We start from the raw sequence: 17,033 nt of genomic DNA on the forward strand, positions 1-17,033 counted from the left end.
CATTGTCGACCCTGATCGTGCCCGGCTTGCCCCGCCATTCAATGATCCGGTCGAGGCTGCGTGTCACCCGCTCGGCAGGCAGCGAGAAATCAACCTCGATCCCCAGCCCTTCGCGGTTGAAGTCATCCAGCACGTTCAAAAGCCGGAACGTACGTCCATCACCCAATCGGTCGGCCATAAAGTCCATGGACCAAGTAACATTGGGTGCCTCGGGCACGGCCAGAACGTCACCAGCCCTACCAGCACCCCGATCAGCACACCAAAGCCGAAGATAATCCCGGTGGGCCGCCGTGTCTGTTGATAACGCAGGTCTTCCTGCGCGGCATCCGAATAGCTGCGGATACGCAAGCTGGGATCGGAGATCAGGGATTTCAGTCTGCTCACGACAGCCTGCACATCGGCACCGGAGCGCAGCTGCAACAGAATATGATCTGGGGCTGCGGAACTGCGGGCTGGGAACTGTGACAGAAAGGTTTGATCGGACACCAGCATATAGCCGTCGCCGCCAAAGCCACCACCACCGGCAAAAATGGCATAGGCCGTCAGGGTCCGGCCCTGAGTTTCAAACGACAGCGGAGTCTGCGGCCGGATCGCCGCTGCCTCGTCCTTGCCTAGACCGCGCGCCAGCCGATCGAGTATGGCTGAATCTTGCACCTGCAAGAGGTTCAGGTCATCGCCGATTTCGGGGTTGATGAAGCCGGGTTTGGCCGGATCAACGCCGAAGGTCGTCAGGCTGATGTCCTTCTCGCCCCTGTCCCACGGTACGTTGGCCAGAAACAGGCCCATGCCGTCGGCCACAGCCGGGTCGGCCATCGCCTGCAACAGCCACTGCCGCGCCACATTGCCACCATCGGCCAGCGCATTTGCATCGCCCGCGGAAATCATAATGTCGGCTTGAAAGAAGTCATAGGGCCGAAGCGTGGCCGCCCCCATCGAGTTCATGATGCCCAGTTGCACAAAGACCAGCACGTTGGCAAAGGCCACGCCGGACAGCGCAGCGGCAAAGCGCGTGCGATTGTGCGTGAGTTGCAGCCAGCCGATCGGCAGCCGCCCGAACAGGGCTTGCAGCAGGCGGCTCATGGGGTTCCTCGCGCGCCTGCGGTGGTGTCGATCCGGGCGATGACCTCAAGGTTTGTGAAGCGCGCCGCCACCAGCGACGAGGCATCGTCCAGCACGACCAGCACGCGGATCACCCGTGCATCCTTGTTTTCTGCAGCATCATCCGAGATCAGCCCCTGCCGCCCCACCGTCAGGCCGATGCTTTCGACCGTACCCAGCAGGGATTGGCCCAGTGCGGGCGCTGCCAGTTCGACCGGTTGGCCCAGTTGCACCGCGGCAATGCGGTCCTGCCAAACTTCGACCTCGGCCATCATAGTGCCGGTGTCGCCCATGTCCATGATCCCGTCAGCCGGTGGGCGCTGGCCCGGTGTCGCCCGGATGTCGAGGATCGTGCCGGCAATCGGGGCGACGACAAGGGCGCGATCGAGATCCAGCTTGGCCCGGGCCAGATCGGCCTCGGCGGCCTCGACGTTGCGGGTGGCAACGACCACATCGGGCTGGTCGTCCAGCGCCAGCGACGCAAAGCGCGTCAAGGTAACTTCGGCGCGGGAGACCGCCAAACCTGCCGAAGCAGCCGCAGTCCGCGCGGAATCGAGTGTGGCTTGCGTAGCCACCGCGCGCTGGAACAATTCCTCGGTCCGAGCAAGGTTTGTGGTTGCTTCTGCCGCCGTGGCAATGGCCTGATCCAGTGCTGCCTGCGCTTCGTCCCGGCTCGCCGCGACAGCCGCGCGCGTCTGCATCAGCGATGCCTTCCGGATGGCCAGATTGGCCTCGGCCATCAGGACCGCACCTTCCAGCGCAGTCCGGTTATCCAGCCGGGCCAGCGGGGCCAGCGGGGTGCCCTTGGCCACACTGTCGCCTTCGGCGACAAGAATCTCGGCGACGCGGGCATCGCCAGCCCCATAGGGTGCCGCCACAACCGCAACATCGCCGCGCGGCATGACACGGGCCAGCCCCACGACATCGGTCGGCAGCATGGTCTCGGCCATCTTCGGCGGCAGCTCGATATCGGGAGGCAAGGCAATCGGCGCATCCGACCCTCCGCCAGGTTGCAGTCCAGTCAGGGCATAAAACTTCTGCAATCCCAACGGCTCGAAATACATCCCCAACACGCCGCCCGAGAACATGAACACAGGGATCAGCAGCACCAGCAGATACCGCTTACGAAACCATCGGCGGGGCGGTGATCCCAGTTCTGACAGGTTCAGATCGATCGGCAGTTGGTCTTTATTGAGGCCGGACATTACGGCTTCCCCTTACTACGGCCGTTCAGATCAGGCCAGATCAACTGCACAGCTCCGCCTAGATCGCGAAGTCGTCGAGCGTAATTCCGCCGTCGGCGTTCTTGTCTAGTTCCGCAAACCACGTGTCGGCCCCGGCAAGAAACTCCTCGCGCGTTACCTTCCCGTCCTTGTTCAGATCGTTGGCAAGAAGGCCCATCCGATCGGCGACCTTCTGCATCTGGGTGCGCTGCGCCCCTTCGTAACTGCTTACGTCGTTCTGCCGGGCCTCGTCAAACGTCACGTATTCTTCGGCATCAAGTGCGCCGTCTTCGTTCGAGTCGAAACTCAGAAAGACACTGGTGCGCATCTCGCGCAGTTCTTAGACGGTCGCAGTGCCATTCCCGTCAAGATCCCAGTTGTCCATGAACTGGTTTCTCGGGCTGGTCTGGCGAGGGCCGTTGTCGCGGACAGGATGAGGGCGGCTGTTGCCATGCGGATATTCATGAGAGGAGTTCCTTTGTTACTGTCTTGCCCGCCAGGGCGATGGATGGAAGGTCGGCAGCGTTACTCTGCCGGACGGATCATGCGGACCATGACGTTGTTCTTCAGAATGATCCGGTGGAACGGAATGGCCAACAGATGCAGTGCGATCAGGGCCAGAAGCACGACCTTCACTATATTGTGGACCTGCGCCGCATCTGTCAGATCGGCGAACCAAGCCAAGGCACCCGAAACGGACATGAGCGCCAGCACACCGTAAAAGGCCCAATGGGCGACATGGCTCAGCGTTTTCAGGGGGCCGGGTTCATTTTCCGGCGGCAGAGGCACGCCACGTTTCAGGCGCAATGCCAGACGCCATAGCACCAGAGCAAGGATCAGCGCGCCACTCGCGACATGGGCCAGGATCAACGGGTCGAAGGCATATTCGGTGCCCTGCCTGATCGCATCCCAGGCCGTGGAGATGGGGTCCTTGAAGATGTATTGACCGGCGACGAGCAGGGCGACCCTCCAGGGCAGGGCAATCTGGGTGCCCGAATACCCGTTGGGGTGTATCATGGTTCTGTGCCTTTGAACGATTGGGCGGGCACCTTCTGGCATCCGCTGATCTGATCAAGTTTACGGGTTGGCCTGACCGCCAACATTGACCTCGGTCAATCGGCCCATCCGCGCCATCATCTTTACCGGAAAGGTGATTTTCTCGGCGCTGATCTCCTTGTCACCGTCATCGTCCAGCATGGCGAAGGGACGCGCGGCCATGCCCCTGGTTACTTCGGCGAAGAGCGTCGCGAATTCCGCCTCGGACAGTGCGCCTTTCTTGTCGGCGTCATGGGTTGCTAGCAGCGTCGCCACACCGGCTTCGGCCTCGGCGGCTGTCACCCTGCGGGGATTGCGCGCGGCCATGCCATCGCGCTGACGCCACTTCCCGACGCTTGCCCGCGTCGTGTGGTGCTTGGCTGGCGCGCCACCTCGCCCCACGCCGATCGCTTCCGTCAGATTGCAACCATGTTCCGCAAAGCCCGCTCCAGCCTCACAGCGGGACCGTCTGGCTGACGAGGGTACGTCACGCGCAGACATTCCGGTCAGGCCGAACACCGGGTGCCGCGCTTGCGGAAGCTTTTTAGCAACTTGCGACGGAACTGGCGGTGTCCTGCGTGTAAAGGGTGTCAACAAAAAGCAAGGATAGCCTTCATGAAATCCACCATCGTCTTCACCGCCGTCCTGTTGGCGGTTGCCAGCCCGGTTCTCGCACAACAGGGGCAAGGGGGTGGACAGCCAGGCACGCAGTTCATTGAAAACTGGGATCTCTCCGGCAACGGCCATGTCAACCGCGATGATTTCCTGGAACGCCGAGAAGATATCTTCCGGATGTTCGATGCCGATGAGAACACGTTTCTGGAGAACGATGATCTTCAGGCCATCGTCGATCATTTGGCTGCAGAAGAAGAAGCAAAGCCCGGTCATGGGGCGGGCGGTGGTGTAGGTGGGCAGGGCCGTGGCCCGGGTGCGGCCGTCCATCAGGCAATGACACTGGAATTCAACGACAGTGACGGCGACGGCCGGATTTCGCGTACTGAGTTTGCTGCGGCCAGCGAGCGGGGGTTGCAGGCCGCGCTGACCCGGATCGCGGCACTTGAGGCGCAGGCCAAAGGCAACACCAGCTTCCTGAACATGACCGCCACCGCCACGCTGATCGCCGCTGCCGCCCTTTTGCGCCAGGAATCCCGTGGCGCGCATTGCCGCCGAGATTTCCCAGCCACCGACCCGGACCAAGCCCACCGCAGCCGCCTGACCCTGCATGAGGTCATGACCCTGCGCCAATCCCTGTTGGAGCCTGCAAGATGAGCCAAGCTTTGCCCGACCTGCTGCTGGAAGCGCTGATCCGCGCCGCACTAATCGAAGATCTTGGCCCGTCAGGCGATATCACCACACGGCTGGTGATCCCGCCCGCCACCCGCTACCGCGCCAAGATGAACGCGCGTGAGGCGGGGGTGGTCTCGGGTATGCAGGTCGCCGCAATAGCCTTCCGGCTGGTTGATCCGACGCTGACCGTGACGCTGCACCACCCTGATGGCAGTGCATGTGCCCCCGGTGATGTGCTGATGGAAATCGAAGGGCTTGCGGCCTCGATCCTTTCTGCAGAACAGGTGGCGCTCAACTTCGCAGGCAGTCTGAGCGGCATCGCCACCCTGACCGCCGCATATGTGGCCGAAATCAAAGGCAGCCCAACTCGCATCACTTGCACCCGCAAGACCACCCCCGGCCTGCATCTGGTCGAAAAGGCTGCCATCCAGAATGGCGGCGGTTTCAACCACCGCTTTGGCTTGGGCGATGCGATCCTGATCAAGGACAACCACATCGCCGCCGCCGGCGGTATCCGCCCGGCGCTGGAGGCTGCCTGCGCTGGTGCCTCTCATATGATGAAGATAGAGGTTGAGGTGGACACCTGGACCCAATTGGCCGAATTGCTGGAGATCCGCGGCGCTGATGCCGTGCTGCTCGACAACATGGACACGCCAACTCTGCAACAGGCCGTAGCACTGGTCGCAGGCCGCTTGATCACCGAAGCCTCGGGCAACATGGCACTTTCGCGTATCGCCGAAGTGGCCGCGACTGGCGTCAATTATATCTCGGCGGGTGCACTGACCCATTCTGCCCGAACGCTGGACCTGGGACTGGATTTCTGACGCCTATATCTCAAACGGCAATTGGGCCAACGTGAACTGCGTAAAGCGGCTGTTCGTCGTTGCCTACCGCGGCGTCAGCCGCGCTGCTCGCAACAGCGGCGAACGCGCCAGGTCAGGATGGTCATCGGGAAGGGTGCGGAACTCAATCATGGCGCGATTCTGCCACAAGGATTTCGGCCGAGCCAGACTCAAATGGTCGATGGCTGCAAAATTGGAAATCCCGGCAGGCGATTGATTTCGCTCTACGTTTTCAACGCAACTCTTCAAACGTTGATGTGGCGTTGATGTGTTTTGGACAAGCCAAAACTCGACTGATTAGGTCGAGTTCTATCTATTTGTAATCGTTATTATATTTGCTTGCGGGGACAGGATTTGAACCTGTGACCTTCAGGTTATGAGTCATGGCAAACGAACCATGAACAACCCCTCAGAGCCACGCTATCCTTCGCATTTTCCGTGGCTTGCACCCCCCTGCCCCGTTACGTCCCTACGCCGGATTTCGCAATAAACCGCCACGAACCTCTCCCTCTTGCTTCCACTGTGCTTCCACAGAGGCCAAGGTTGATGTTCCGGTAGCATGAAGTCATCAACTCATTCGATCGCAAACGGCCCAGAGCTGCCGTACGGCTTCCAGAAATGCTGCAAGGCGGCGCTCAGCAAAGCTGCCCCTCGAGTATTGGCGCAGCGAAATCCGTTTCGTCATGGTAGTGATCGGGACGTTCCTGCCCTTAGTCCGCTGCAGCAACCATTGCAGGAATTGAGGTCGCACATATGACCTGTGAGGGGCTAGTCTATCTAAAAGGACGTTCCGAATCCCAGCAATTTGCTGAGCTCGCAGTATAATCATGTCCGCAGAATGGCCTGCCTCAAGCGAGGTGAAAAACGGCACCATAACCCTCTCCGATACCAGACCCCAATCTCCACCTTTGGCGCGTTGCGGAGCAAAAACATATCTTTGCAGTCTTACAAGCCCGCTACCGGTGCATTGATGACAGTTTGGCACGATTGAAGCAACAGGCGCACGTATTTATTGCTTTCCAGAAAGGCCGAATGGGCAAACCACAGCGTCATCGGCCCAATTTCGTCGAGGACAATCTCGGACACGCCGCAGCTTTCTGGGCTGACGCTCCATTCCGGGACAACCCCGTAACCCAAGCCGGCCTCTACCAAACGGGTGACGCTGGTAGAACCAGAGGCAGAGGTGTCAATCCGGGGAGTGGCTTGCATGGCTTGTGATAGAAACTCGAGTGCACCCGTGCGCACCATCTGGCCGTTCTCATATGTGATAAAAGGGCGGTCACGGAAAAAGCCCAGATCAGGCGTCATCTGGCCCGGTTTTGACGGTGGCATTGGCCAATCCTGCGGGTAGATCAGAACCAGTCTATAGGTTCCCAACAAATGCTGAGTGATGCCCGGATGGGTAAATTTACGTTCGGATACCGAGGCATCCAAGGCGCCTTCCATCATCATCTTTTCCAGCGTGGTGTCACGTTCGTAAAAAGCCAGTTCAATGTCGGGGGCATCGGCGCGAAAGCGGTGCAGGATTTCGGGGAAAAAATGATGAAAAAGCGCCTGTGGCACGCCCACCCGCAGGACAGACCTGACGTCATGAAGTAGAACTGAAAGCCGCGAAAGAATGGTCTCCAACTCTTCGCCAAGCGAGGCATGGAGCGCGCGGCCCAAGGGCGTCAGGGTGATCTTGCGCGAGCCCTTTTCCGCCTCGATCAGCCGGGCGGCATAGATCTGCTCCAGCCGCCGGACATGGTTCGCCGCCGTTTGATACGAGATGTTCAACTCGCGCGAGGCCGCCGAAAATGACCCAGTGCGCGCGACCAGATGAAAAGTCTGCAGCAACGAGATATCGAGGTTGGTGCGCTTGTCATGGCGTTCAGGGGTGGCCTTATCTGCGGCCTTGTTGGGGGCCATGCGCGTGTCCTTTGGGATTATGCAGCCTCGAAAGATGGCTTGCCCGGGTCCAGAAGATCAAAGAACGGGCTGGCCCGCAAGTGTGCGGGGCCAATCGTGCCAGGCGCGATAAACCCTGCCACCAACAGCTTTTCCCCGCAGATCAGGTCGGCCACCGCACAAACATGTGCGGCTGTGGCGGTGCCAATCGCACTTTGGCATTGCCCCGCATGGGTCGAAGCTTGCAGGAATTGCCGTATCCAGACCTCGGGCGCATCGGGGCTTGGCCGGATGCGCAACGCGATCAGCACGCGGTCGTCTTCGGTCTGCGGCAGCGCGGTCTTTAGCAGGCTGCGCAACTGATAGAGCCGCTTGGACAGCCCCATGTCATCCAGCAAAAACTGTAAATAATCCAGATGCCCGGGATAGCGCAGGGTCTTGAACTCCAACGCTCCGACACGCCCGGCATATTGCCGCGCCAGCGCATCCAGACTGCCCGCGGTGGTAAAGGCCTCATAGGTCTCGCCACCCAAATTAAGCGTTTCGGCCTCAGTCAGCGGCGGCAGGAATGCGACCACTCCGGACCGGATCGCCACGCAGGGCGCAGTATATTCGCCGATCAGACTATCGATGCTCCAGATATTGGCATATCCTAATCGATTGGTTGGATGCGCGGGCAGAACGCCGACAAAAACCGTAACTTCGGCCTCTTGTCCCACGCTCGCCAAGGCTTCTGCGGCAAGCCCGGTGACATGACCTGGCGCCAGCCCGCAACCCGAGGCAAAGCACAGCGTCGTGTCGCCGGGCAGCGTCGCCACCAAAGCCGCAACCGCGGCGCTGGCGGCCGCATCCTCCAGAATGTCCAGATAGTGACAGCCGCAGTCCGCCGCCAACCGCGCGACCTCTGCCGCTGGCACCAAGGCGTCGGTCAAGATGACCGCACGCGCCTGCGCCATATGCCGCTGCAGATCGGCGCGGAACCCATTGCCACTGGCTGGCGCCACCCCAAGCCCCAACCGTGCAACCTGCGCCAGCGCGTCATCGTCCGGCGTGATGATTCGCGCCGCAAACCGCGCATCCTGCGCCAGCATCGCCGCAATCCGCAGGCCCATCCGGCCTGCGCCAATGACAAGGATCGGAAAGGCCGACATATCTGCCCCCTAGCCGTGAAACCGCGACAGAAACCCGCGCAGGCGTTCAGAAGTCGGGTTGCGCAAAATCTGATCGGGGTGGCCTTCCTCGGCGATCTGGCCTTGCTCCATAAAGATCACCCGGCTGGCGACATCGGCGGCAAAGTCCATCTCATGCGTCACCAGCACCATCGTCATGCCGCCATCTGCCAGCCGCCGGATCACCTCCAACACCTCGCCCACCAGTTCCGGGTCCAGCGCCGAGGTCACCTCATCCAGCAACAAAACCTCGGGCCGCATCGCCAGCGCGCGCGCAATCGCAACACGCTGTTTCTGCCCGCCCGATAGATGCGCAGGATAGGCCTGCGACTTGGCCTCCAGCCCGACTTGCGCCAACAGATCCATCGCATGGGCCTCGGCCTCTGCCCGGCTTTCGCCCAGCACCCGCACCGGACCGGATGTGATATTCCCCAGCACCGTCAAATGCGGGAATAGGTTGAAATGCTGGAAGATCATTCCGACCTTGCGGCGCAATTCCCCGGTGCCAATCGCCGGGGCCTTGGCGTTGAACTTGGCGCTCACGGGGCGACCCTGCACCAGAACCGTGCCATCTGTCGGCAGCTCCAGCATGTTCAGACAGCGGATCAGTGTCGATTTTCCTGACCCCGACGGCCCGATCAACCCCAAAACCTCGCCCTGCGCTAGATCAAGATCAATGCCCTTCAGCACCTCAATCGCCCCAAAAGCCTTGCGCAATCCGCGCACCGAAATGACTGCTTTGTTGTCCATCACATCCCCGCTCAGTCGCTCTGCCGCATGCGGCGTTCGTAGTGATCCGCGATCTGGGTCAGCGGAAACAGCATGGCAAAATACAAGACCGCAGCCATGCTATAGGCCTCTAGCGGGCGATAGGTCTCAGATGTGACCACCGATGTCATATAGGTCAATTCGGCAATCGAAATCGCATACAGCAGCGAGGTGTTCTTCAGCTGAATCACCGATTGGTTGATAAAGGACGGCAACATGTTCTTCACTGCTTGCGGCATGATTATATAGCGCATGGATTGCACCGATGACATGCCGATGGCCGCAGCCGCCTCGCGTTGACCCTTGTCGATCGCCATAATACCTCCCCGGAAAATCTCGGCATAGAACGACCCGACATAGAGCGACAGTGTCAGCAGCCCGGCCACAGTATTGGAAATCGTGATGCCAAGGATCATCGGCAGCGCGTAATAGGCCCACAGGATCTGCACCAGCAGTGGCGTGCAGCGGAACAATTCCTGATAGGACCGCGCGATCAGCCGTAGCCACCAGAACCGGGACAGCCTTGCAAAACAGGCGGCCAGCCCCACGATGATACCCACAAAGATCGACCCTGCGGTGTAAAGAAAGGTCACCCATACGCCGGTGATAAACAGGTCAAACGATTGAAATATCGTGTAAAAGTCCCAGTGATACATGCGGCCAAACTCCTGATTGCCGGGGCAGGTGGTACGGGCATGTGCAGCCCGCGCCACTTGCGTCATTAGCCGTTGATGTCAAAGCCAGCGGGCAGATCGTCAAGCCCGATATTGAACGGCTCAAGACCCTTCAGGATCCAGGTCTGGTTGTTGCCAACCCGGCGGTTGTAATCGGCCCAAGCCGAGACAAAGCTTTTGAATACCTCATCGGCATTGTAGTTGATGCCGATCACAGATGGCGACGACAGAATTGGCGTCGGGACGTAAACCTTGCCGACGGCCTCGTTCTTTTTGGTCATCACCATGCCGTTTAACACCGTGTTGATAATCGCATCTGCCTTACCCGTCGCGACCGCCAAAACCGCCTCGTCGCGGGTCTTGAACCGCAGGATATTGGCTTTCGGCAGATATGCCTTGGTGATCTGATCCTGCGACGATCCTAGGTCGACGGCGATGGTTACGGCCGGGTCGTTCAACTCGGCCCAGGTCTTGCCTTCCAACTCTGGCTTCGGCGAGATGATGACAAAGCTGTTGTAATAGGTCGGCGTCGAAAAACTCACTGAAAGCGCCCGCTTGGGCAGCGCGGTCAGCGCGAAGGCCAGATCGACCTTGCCCGATTGCACGTCCAAAATCGAATTGGCCCAGCTGCTTTCGACAACCTCCAACTCGACGCCCAATTCGCTGGCCATATCCTTGCCCATCTCGATCGCAAAGCCGCGCCATTCGCCGGTGCGTGGGTCTTTTGCGAAATAGGGGTCTTCGTTCAAGATGCCAGCAATCCGCAGCGTGCCGCGAGCGTGAATCTCGTCCACCGTGGTCGATTGCGCCTGCGCCGCCGAAAGACTTGCGCCAAGTGCCAACGTCGCTGCTGCGACCCCGTTAACGAGCTTTTCGAAAAGCGTCATTTGATACTCCCTCTCTGTGCGGCCGGGCCGCATTGCGATGATTGCTGGTCCGCCTCGCTGCATGGGCCGGATGGAATAAGACGACCCGCAATTTCCCTTTCGATCAATACAAGAAAGGGCGAGATTGCTATAAAAATTATTGTATCTTTGCGGCCGCATTGCGGTTTTTAGCCAATCCAAAATCTCCTATTTCAAATATTGTTGTAAGTCTTGCGCCATTTTTTGCATCGCCCTGCGCTTTTCTGCGTCCTAGCGTGGACAACAAGCAGCAACAGCGGAGCATCCCATTGCCTGATCCAGCCGAGTTTGACGTCCTGATCGCCGGTGCCGGAATTGTCGGTGCTTCGGTTGCATGGCATCTGGCAAGCGCCGGTCTGCGTGTGGCCGTCATCGATGCCACAGGGCCCGCGGCGGCGGCCTCGGGGGCGTCGGATGGCGCGGTTTCGGTGGCGTCGAAAAAGCCCGGACTGATGGCACGGCTGGCCTCGGAATCGCTGCTCTATACCCGTGAGTTGTCCACTGGCGGCCCGCTGGCCGGGGCCTTTCACGCCCGCCCGTCCTATGTGTTTGGCAGCGGCGCGGTGGAAATGTCGGCTCTTGATGCTCTCGTGTCAAAGTTGGCCGACCTTACTGGCCCGGTGCGGGTCACCGCAGATGGTCCCGCGACCCTGCTGCCCGGTCTCGGGGGCGCGGTTGATCGGCTGGTGGTTTTGGAGGGCGAAGGCCATATGCCCGGCCATAAGGCTGTCCGCGCCTACCTTTCCCGTCCCGGCATCACCACAATCTGGCCCGCGCCGATCCGCGCTATTGCTTCGGACAGCAACGGAGTCACCCTCGATCTAGGCCACCGCAAGCTGCGCGGAAACACCTTGGTCGCGGCCCTTGGCACCGCGACGCTCGACCTTTTTCCCGCTCTTCCGATCCAACCGCGCGCGGGCCAGTTGATCGTAACCGATCGCGGCCCTGTGGATGCCCTGCGCGGCTCACTTACGGCCGCCTCCTATCTGGTCGCCAAAACCGGCAGCGGCGATCAACTGCCGTTGCCGCCCGTGGTGATCGACCCTCTGACCACCGGGCAATATCTGATTGGCTCCACCCGAGAGGCACATGGCCGCACCGATCAGGTCGATTTTGCCACGCTGAAGTCGCTGTTGTCTCGCGCAAGCCAGATCTGGCCCGCGCTGCTGAACCGCCGGGTGATCCGCACTTTTGCCGGGGTCCGTGCCGCCGTGGCCGACGGTCTGCCGATCGTCGGTGCGATGCCCGGCCAGCCCCGCGTCCTGATGGCCACCGGCTTCGAAGGCGATGGCATCTGCCTGTCCGCCGTGATCGGCCGCGAAGTGGCGCTCATGGTACAGGGCCTCGCACCGCAATCGCACTGGGCTGCCGATCTGGCCGCGCTTTCCCCCGCCCGCTTTGAAAATACCGCGCAAAAGGGGGCTGCATGAACCATCATATCCACTGGCAAGCCCGCGCGATCCCCTTTCAAACAGGTGAATCCGTCGCCTCGGCCCTGCAACGCGCGGGAATTCACCAACTTGGCCGCGCGCCCACCGGCCAAGCCCTCGCGGTGTTTTGCGGCATTGGCCAATGCCAAGGCTGCCTGATCATGGCCGATGGCCAAGTGACCGAAGCCTGCCTGCAGATTTGCCGCGACGGCCTGACCCTGCAACCGCTGGACGGAGATGCCGATGTCTGATCACCCAATTCTGATCGTCGGTGCGGGCCTTGCGGGCCTTGCCGCTGCAGTCGAACTTGCGCGCCAAGGCCTGCCGGTTCTGGTCATCGACCAGGCCCAAGCCATAGGTGGCGCGGTGCATCGTCAGCCGCTGCCGGGCGTCCGCTCGACAGCTACCGGCGCGCAGGCCCACCGCTGGTCTCGCCTGATCGCCGAAGTGCAGGCGCAAGCCATCCCGATCCGCTGCGGGACACGTTTCGGCGGGGTCGACCACACCGGCGCGGCCTTGCTGACCGGTGCGCTGTCCACCTTGATCCGCCCCCGTGCCATCGTCCTCGCCACCGGTGCGCGCGAAAGCGTGCAGCCGCGCCCCGGTTGGACGTTGCCGGGCGTGATGACTGCAGGTGCGATCCAGTCCCGGATCAAAACGCTTGCAGAGCCGCCTCAGGGCAGGGTGCTGCTGGCTGGGTCCGGCCCGCTGTTGCTGGCCGTCGGGGCAGAACTGTGCCGCCTACGCCACCCGCCCATTGCCATCATCGAGGCCGCCCGCCCGCTGTTCAACCCTGCATCTTTGACTCTGCCGCTCCCCTATCTGACTGAGGCCGCGACCTATCTTGCCCACCTTCTACGGGCCCGCGTGCCGCTGTTTTTCGGCGCGCATCTGACCGAAATCATCCAAACGAACGGCCCGCTTGTTGCACAAATCGATACACGCAAAGGCCCGCGCAACTTTGCCGTCGATGTGATCGGTCTGCATGACGGTATCCGCCCGAATGACGCGGGGCTGACTAATTGCGACGTCATTCCAACCCTGCGCCTTGGCGATTGCCGCGAGGCTTTGGGCGCAAGGGCAGCTTTGGCCGATGGCTTTGCTGGAGGGCAAAAACTGGCCGCAGAACTGCTGGGCACCACGCCGCCAAGCCCCAATCATGATCTGCAACGCCAACGCGCCGCCCAAGCTCGCCTCGCGCGCATCTACGCCCACGACGGTCTCGCCCGTCTCGCGGAAATTCCTGCAGAAACCGTGATTTGCCGCTGCGAAAACCGCACGCTTGCTGACCTGCGCGCGCTTGGACCTGCGCCAACGGCCCGCGCGCTCCGCCTGGATGGACGGTTCGCGATGGGGGCCTGTCAAGGGCGTTTTTGTGCCGAATGGGTCGGGCGTCTAAGCGACCTCAAGGCCCCACCGAAGCCCATTGGCGCGGCCCGCTGGCCTAGCCGACCGATCTCTGTGGCCGATCTTTTGACCACATCTGACCCAATTGAAAAGGAAACCAAATGACCCTTGCCGCCCCGATGCGCAGCCTTGCTGTTGCCGAATTTTCCGTGCGAAACCCGTTTTCGGGGGCCGTTGTGGGCAAGCTGCCCGAAACCTCGCCCGAGGACATCGCAGCCACCGTCACCCGCGCGCGGATTGCCGCTGCGGGCTTCAGATCCTCGACCCCGTTTGAACGCCGCACGCTGCTCAATCGCCTTGCCGATCTGGTAGCCCGCGACGCCGAGGTCATGGCGCAAACCATCTGCGCTGAGATGGGCAAAACCATTTCCGAGGCGTGGGGCGAGATCCGCCGCGCCCAGAACACCTTGCGCCTGTCGGGCGATGCCGCAACCTTTCTGGACGGCGAGGTGTTACATTGCGCTGTCGTCTCAGGCGGGGTCGATCGCCAAGCGGTGGTGACCTATGTGCCGACCGGCGTTGTCGCGGCCATCACGCCGTTCAATTATCCGGTCAACCTGCTGTGCCACAAACTGGGTCCGGCGATTGCAGCGGGCAATGCGGTTGTCGCCAAACCCTCGCCCAAGGCACCGCTGGCTGCCGACCATCTGGTGCGGCTGACGGTCGAGGCTGGCTTTCCGACCGATCTGGTACAAATCGTGCATGGTGGGGCGGGGACTGCACTGTCCCTTGCCCGCGCACCGATTGATCTGTTGTCCTTTACCGGCGGCATGCAGGGCGGACTTGCGCTTAAACGCGCCAGCGGATTGGTGCGCTGCCTGATGGAGCTGGGCGGCAACGATCCGCTGATCGTGCTGCCCGATGGTGACCTTGCCGCCGCCGCCGCCACCGCGATTTCGCAGCGGTTCGAGATCGCCGGACAAAGCTGCGCTGCTGTAAAAAAACTCTATATTCACAAAGACGTAGTGCCGAAATTCACCGAAATCCTGCTGGCTGAAGTGGCAGCGCACCGCTATGGAGATCCCTGCCTGACGGATACGCAAATGGGTCCGGTCATCGACCGCACCGCCGCCATCGACATCATCGCGCGGCTGACAGAGGCCGAAACCGCAGGCGCAAAGGTGCTGACCGGGGGCCGCGCCGACGGCACGCTGGTTGCGCCGACGGTGGTGGCTGATGTGCCGCTGGACAGCCGGCTTTTCGCGACCGAGACTTTCGGCCCGGTGCTGTCCTTGCGCGGTTTCAACGATTTGGAGCAGGTGATTTCCGAAGTCAACGCCTCGGACTACGGGCTGCAAGCCGGGGTGTTTACTAACGACCACGCCGCGATCCGCCACCTAGGCCGCTCGATCCAAGTCGGCGGGCTGATGGTCAACGAAGGCCCCGATTTCCGCGCCGAACACGTCCCCTTCGGCGGCATCAAAGGCTCTGGCCTTGGCCGCGAGGGCGTCCGCATAGCGCTGCGTGAAATGTCTGAAACCCGTGTCGTGATCGACTGATACCACGACCTTTTCCACATCGCCCAGAAAGGCAAAATATGACTGATCTTTCTCGTTTTAACGGTGTTTTCACTGCCGTCGTCACCCCCTTTACCGAAACGGGCGCAATTGATTGGCCCGCCTATGACGATCTGATCGATCGGCAACTGGCGGCGGGAATCGCGGGATTGGTCCCTGTTGGCACTACTGGCGAGGCTGCGACCCTTACCATTGATGAAGCCACGGCGTTGATTGCGCATACCGTCAAACGCGTGGCCGGGCAGGCCTATGTCATGGCAGGCACCGGCAGTAATTCTACACCGAAATCCATCGAAGCCACCCGTCGCGCCACCGATGCGGGCGTCGACGGCGTGCTGTTGATCACCCCCTATTACAACAAGCCAAGCCAAGCGGGATTGGTGGCGCACTTCACCGCCGTGGCTACCGTGACGCCGCTGGACGTGATGCTTTATTCGGTACCGGGGCGCACGGGCGTGTCGATCGCTACGGAAACCGCAGCCGAGCTTGCGCGAAGCTGTAGCAATATTGTGGCTATCAAAGAGGCCGGAGGTGATCCTTCTCGCGTGACTGCCTTGCGTTCCGCCTGTGGACCGGACTTTATTGTGCATTGCGGTGACGATGCCCTAGCGCTGCCGTTCTTTGCGCTTGGCGCCACGGGGCTAACCTCGGTTTTGTCGAATTACGCGCCGGAAAATTGTGTGGCCCTTTATCGGGCATGGACTGCAGGCGATTGCAGTCAGGCCTTGCGGTTGCACGAAACTTTGGCACCACTGTCGGCCGCGATGTTTGTGGAAAGCAGCCCCAGCCCTGTGAAGCGGGCCTTGGCGCTGGCAGGGCATATGCAGGATGCGGTGCGACTGCCCTTGGTGCAGCTATCGCCAGGCGCTGATCATATCCTGCGACAGGAACTGGCGCGGTTTAGCGGCGCTCAGTAGCTTTACAACACGCGATCTTTCGCGGGAAATGAACTACCCCCGATAAACGCTTGGTCAGCCCTAGGGGCTGTGAACATTTAACGCAGTGCGATCATTGTAGCTGCGATGTTCCATGTTGCGCGGTAGCTTGTATCGGTTTTGTCGTATCTTGTGTTCACGCCTCTGAACTCCTTGATCTTGCTGAAGTAGTTTTCGATGAGGTGTCGCCATTTGTAGGCTTCGGCGTCGTGGGGGATGTGCAGGATGCGGTTGCGTTTGGCGGGGATGACAGCATCGGCCTCCCGGCGATGCAACTCGGCGCGCAGGTGGTTTGCGTCAAATGCTTTGTCCGTTGCCCGGCAATGGTTTGCCTTCAAACCATGAGAGGGGGCCATGAAGGCGTTGAAGGTCAGCCCCTCGATAAGCTCCGGCACACCGGTAATTTCGCCGCGCTGACCCGGGAGAAGCGCAAAGCGCACCAGGTTGCCAAGCGCGTCCGTCAGGGCCAACACCTTCGTCGTCAGCCCGCCTTTTGAGCGCCCGATCGCCTGATTTCGAGTCCCCCTTTTGCGCCGCTCGCCTTCTGGTGAGCGCTGATGATCGTGCCATCAACGAGCATGTATTCAAAGTCGGGTTCTCCAGAGATCACGTCGAAAATGCGTTGAAATACATCGGCTTCAGCCCAACGGCGAAACCGCCGGAACACAGAGTTCCATACGCCGAAACCTGGCGGCAGGTCGCGCCATGGACCGCCAACCCTGACCTTCCACAACACGGCTTCCAGAAACAGCCGGTTGTCCTTCGCCGTCACCCCGCGCGACCGCGAAGAGCCCGGCAAAAGGGGTTCGAGTATCTGCCAGCTCCGGTCAGAAATGACAAAACGCTCAGCCCGCAT

General features: G+C 61.0%; 18 protein-coding genes and 1 pseudogene. 7 read left to right on the plus strand and 12 right to left on the minus strand.

The window, feature by feature from the left end; genetic code table 11:
- The 6 genes and pseudogenes from Q7V03_RS23665 to Q7V03_RS23690 form a co-directional block, all read right to left on the minus strand.
- Positions 1 to 223 (minus strand): annotated as a pseudogene (locus Q7V03_RS23665) (DDE-type integrase/transposase/recombinase); the annotation flags it as partial.
- A complete protein-coding gene (locus tag Q7V03_RS23670) occupies positions 136 to 1,080 on the minus strand; it encodes an ABC transporter permease (protein WP_304928024.1) in 945 nt (314 codons plus the stop codon). The pseudogene Q7V03_RS23665 and the gene Q7V03_RS23670, both read right to left, overlap by 88 nt.
- Complete coding sequence (locus Q7V03_RS23675; RefSeq protein WP_304928025.1) at positions 1,077 to 2,303, minus strand: HlyD family efflux transporter periplasmic adaptor subunit; 1,227 nt, start codon at positions 2,301 to 2,303, stop codon at positions 1,077 to 1,079. The genes Q7V03_RS23670 and Q7V03_RS23675 overlap by 4 nt, the downstream gene beginning before the upstream one ends.
- Before the next feature lie 58 nt (positions 2,304 to 2,361).
- Complete coding sequence (locus Q7V03_RS23680) at positions 2,362 to 2,649, minus strand: EF-hand domain-containing protein (protein ID WP_304928026.1); 288 nt, start codon at positions 2,647 to 2,649, stop codon at positions 2,362 to 2,364.
- Positions 2,650 to 2,846: 197 nt separating this feature from the next.
- Positions 2,847 to 3,338: a cytochrome b gene (locus tag Q7V03_RS23685; protein WP_304928027.1), complete on the minus strand. Its 492-nt coding sequence runs from the start codon at positions 3,336 to 3,338 to the stop codon at positions 2,847 to 2,849.
- A gap of 60 nt (positions 3,339 to 3,398) precedes the next feature.
- Entirely contained in the window at positions 3,399 to 4,298 is a 900-nt protein-coding gene (locus Q7V03_RS23690; RefSeq protein WP_304928028.1) for a hypothetical protein, read from the minus strand.
- 6 nt (positions 4,299 to 4,304) lie between these two features.
- On the opposite strand from Q7V03_RS23690, the gene Q7V03_RS23695 reads away from it, so the two are divergent.
- Together Q7V03_RS23695 and nadC are read left to right on the plus strand one after the other, a co-directional pair.
- On the plus strand, positions 4,305 to 4,625 hold the full coding sequence (locus tag Q7V03_RS23695) for a hypothetical protein (RefSeq protein WP_370651192.1): 321 nt from the start codon (positions 4,305 to 4,307) through the stop codon (positions 4,623 to 4,625).
- Positions 4,622 to 5,467 carry a carboxylating nicotinate-nucleotide diphosphorylase gene (nadC, locus tag Q7V03_RS23700; protein ID WP_304928029.1) on the plus strand — a complete coding sequence of 282 codons (846 nt, stop codon included), beginning with the start codon at positions 4,622 to 4,624 and terminating at the stop codon, positions 5,465 to 5,467. The genes Q7V03_RS23695 and nadC overlap by 4 nt, the downstream gene beginning before the upstream one ends.
- Before the next feature lie 963 nt (positions 5,468 to 6,430).
- On the opposite strand, the gene Q7V03_RS23705 is transcribed toward nadC, so the two are convergent.
- From Q7V03_RS23705 to Q7V03_RS23725, 5 genes are read right to left on the minus strand one after another with little or no spacing between them, the layout of a single operon-like run.
- Entirely contained in the window at positions 6,431 to 7,393 is a 963-nt protein-coding gene (locus Q7V03_RS23705; protein ID WP_304928030.1) for a LysR family transcriptional regulator, read from the minus strand.
- A gap of 17 nt (positions 7,394 to 7,410) precedes the next feature.
- Positions 7,411 to 8,523 (minus strand): saccharopine dehydrogenase family protein, encoded by a 1,113-nt coding sequence (locus tag Q7V03_RS23710; RefSeq protein ID WP_304928031.1) that lies wholly within the window; start codon positions 8,521 to 8,523, stop codon positions 7,411 to 7,413.
- Positions 8,524 to 8,532: 9 nt separating this feature from the next.
- Complete coding sequence (locus Q7V03_RS23715; protein WP_304928032.1) at positions 8,533 to 9,291, minus strand: amino acid ABC transporter ATP-binding protein; 759 nt, start codon at positions 9,289 to 9,291, stop codon at positions 8,533 to 8,535.
- Between the two features lie 11 nt (positions 9,292 to 9,302).
- Positions 9,303 to 10,031 (minus strand): amino acid ABC transporter permease, encoded by a 729-nt coding sequence (locus tag Q7V03_RS23720; protein ID WP_304928033.1) that lies wholly within the window; start codon positions 10,029 to 10,031, stop codon positions 9,303 to 9,305.
- Positions 10,031 to 10,870: a transporter substrate-binding domain-containing protein gene (locus tag Q7V03_RS23725; RefSeq protein WP_304928034.1), complete on the minus strand. Its 840-nt coding sequence runs from the start codon at positions 10,868 to 10,870 to the stop codon at positions 10,031 to 10,033. The genes Q7V03_RS23720 and Q7V03_RS23725 overlap by 1 nt, the downstream gene beginning before the upstream one ends.
- Before the next feature lie 287 nt (positions 10,871 to 11,157).
- On the opposite strand from Q7V03_RS23725, the gene Q7V03_RS23730 reads away from it, so the two are divergent.
- Genes Q7V03_RS23730 through dapA form a run of 5 tightly spaced genes read left to right on the plus strand, consistent with a single transcriptional unit; the run spans position 11,158 to position 16,159 of the window.
- Positions 11,158 to 12,318, plus strand: a complete 1,161-nt coding sequence (locus Q7V03_RS23730; protein ID WP_304928035.1) for an FAD-binding oxidoreductase — start codon at positions 11,158 to 11,160, stop codon at positions 12,316 to 12,318.
- On the plus strand, positions 12,315 to 12,569 hold the full coding sequence (locus Q7V03_RS23735) for a 2Fe-2S iron-sulfur cluster-binding protein (protein WP_304928036.1): 255 nt from the start codon (positions 12,315 to 12,317) through the stop codon (positions 12,567 to 12,569). Before Q7V03_RS23730 ends, Q7V03_RS23735 begins: the two co-directional genes overlap by 4 nt.
- The gene (locus Q7V03_RS23740) at positions 12,562 to 13,830 is read left to right on the plus strand and encodes an FAD-dependent oxidoreductase (protein ID WP_304928037.1); all 1,269 of its coding nucleotides are present in this window, start codon (positions 12,562 to 12,564) and stop codon (positions 13,828 to 13,830) included. Before Q7V03_RS23735 ends, Q7V03_RS23740 begins: the two co-directional genes overlap by 8 nt.
- Positions 13,827 to 15,224: an aldehyde dehydrogenase family protein gene (locus Q7V03_RS23745; protein WP_304928038.1), complete on the plus strand. Its 1,398-nt coding sequence runs from the start codon at positions 13,827 to 13,829 to the stop codon at positions 15,222 to 15,224. The genes Q7V03_RS23740 and Q7V03_RS23745 overlap by 4 nt, the downstream gene beginning before the upstream one ends.
- A gap of 38 nt (positions 15,225 to 15,262) precedes the next feature.
- Positions 15,263 to 16,159 carry a 4-hydroxy-tetrahydrodipicolinate synthase gene (gene dapA / locus Q7V03_RS23750; RefSeq protein ID WP_304928039.1) on the plus strand — a complete coding sequence of 299 codons (897 nt, stop codon included), beginning with the start codon at positions 15,263 to 15,265 and terminating at the stop codon, positions 16,157 to 16,159.
- Between the two features lie 77 nt (positions 16,160 to 16,236).
- Here dapA and Q7V03_RS23755 read toward each other — a convergent pair.
- Positions 16,237 to 17,033 (minus strand): IS5 family transposase gene (locus Q7V03_RS23755; protein WP_304928040.1). Its coding sequence is split into 2 segments (ribosomal slippage): positions 16,237 to 16,691 and positions 16,691 to 17,033, totalling 798 coding nucleotides; the frame shifts between segments, so codons are not numbered across the junction.

The organism is Cypionkella sp. (assembly GCF_030652235.1).
GTDB lineage: Bacteria > Pseudomonadota > Alphaproteobacteria > Rhodobacterales > Rhodobacteraceae > Cypionkella.

Excerpts from the sequence above, each read along its gene's own strand:
- Q7V03_RS23670 (WP_304928024.1), bottom strand. The coding sequence starts at position 1,080 with ATGAGCCGCCTGCTGCAAGCCCTGTTCGGGCGGCTGCCGATCGGCTGG.
- Q7V03_RS23675 (WP_304928025.1), bottom strand. The coding sequence starts at position 2,303 with ATGTCCGGCCTCAATAAAGACCAACTGCCGATCGATCTGAACCTGTCA.
- Q7V03_RS23680 (WP_304928026.1), bottom strand. The coding sequence starts at position 2,649 with ATGCGCACCAGTGTCTTTCTGAGTTTCGACTCGAACGAAGACGGCGCA.
- Q7V03_RS23685 (WP_304928027.1), bottom strand. The coding sequence starts at position 3,338 with ATGATACACCCCAACGGGTATTCGGGCACCCAGATTGCCCTGCCCTGG.
- Q7V03_RS23690 (WP_304928028.1), bottom strand. The coding sequence starts at position 4,298 with ATGGACGGCCGCACCCGGGCCACGGCCCTGCCCACCTACACCACCGCC.
- Q7V03_RS23695 (WP_370651192.1), top strand. The coding sequence starts at position 4,305 with ATGACACTGGAATTCAACGACAGTGACGGCGACGGCCGGATTTCGCGT.
- nadC (WP_304928029.1), top strand. The coding sequence starts at position 4,622 with ATGAGCCAAGCTTTGCCCGACCTGCTGCTGGAAGCGCTGATCCGCGCC.
- Q7V03_RS23705 (WP_304928030.1), bottom strand. The coding sequence starts at position 7,393 with ATGGCCCCCAACAAGGCCGCAGATAAGGCCACCCCTGAACGCCATGAC.
- Q7V03_RS23710 (WP_304928031.1), bottom strand. The coding sequence starts at position 8,523 with ATGTCGGCCTTTCCGATCCTTGTCATTGGCGCAGGCCGGATGGGCCTG.
- Q7V03_RS23715 (WP_304928032.1), bottom strand. The coding sequence starts at position 9,291 with ATGGACAACAAAGCAGTCATTTCGGTGCGCGGATTGCGCAAGGCTTTT.
- Q7V03_RS23720 (WP_304928033.1), bottom strand. The coding sequence starts at position 10,031 with ATGACGCAAGTGGCGCGGGCTGCACATGCCCGTACCACCTGCCCCGGC.
- Q7V03_RS23725 (WP_304928034.1), bottom strand. The coding sequence starts at position 10,870 with ATGACGCTTTTCGAAAAGCTCGTTAACGGGGTCGCAGCAGCGACGTTG.
- Q7V03_RS23735 (WP_304928036.1), top strand. The coding sequence starts at position 12,315 with ATGAACCATCATATCCACTGGCAAGCCCGCGCGATCCCCTTTCAAACA.
- Q7V03_RS23740 (WP_304928037.1), top strand. The coding sequence starts at position 12,562 with ATGTCTGATCACCCAATTCTGATCGTCGGTGCGGGCCTTGCGGGCCTT.
- Q7V03_RS23745 (WP_304928038.1), top strand. The coding sequence starts at position 13,827 with ATGACCCTTGCCGCCCCGATGCGCAGCCTTGCTGTTGCCGAATTTTCC.
- dapA (WP_304928039.1), top strand. The coding sequence starts at position 15,263 with ATGACTGATCTTTCTCGTTTTAACGGTGTTTTCACTGCCGTCGTCACC.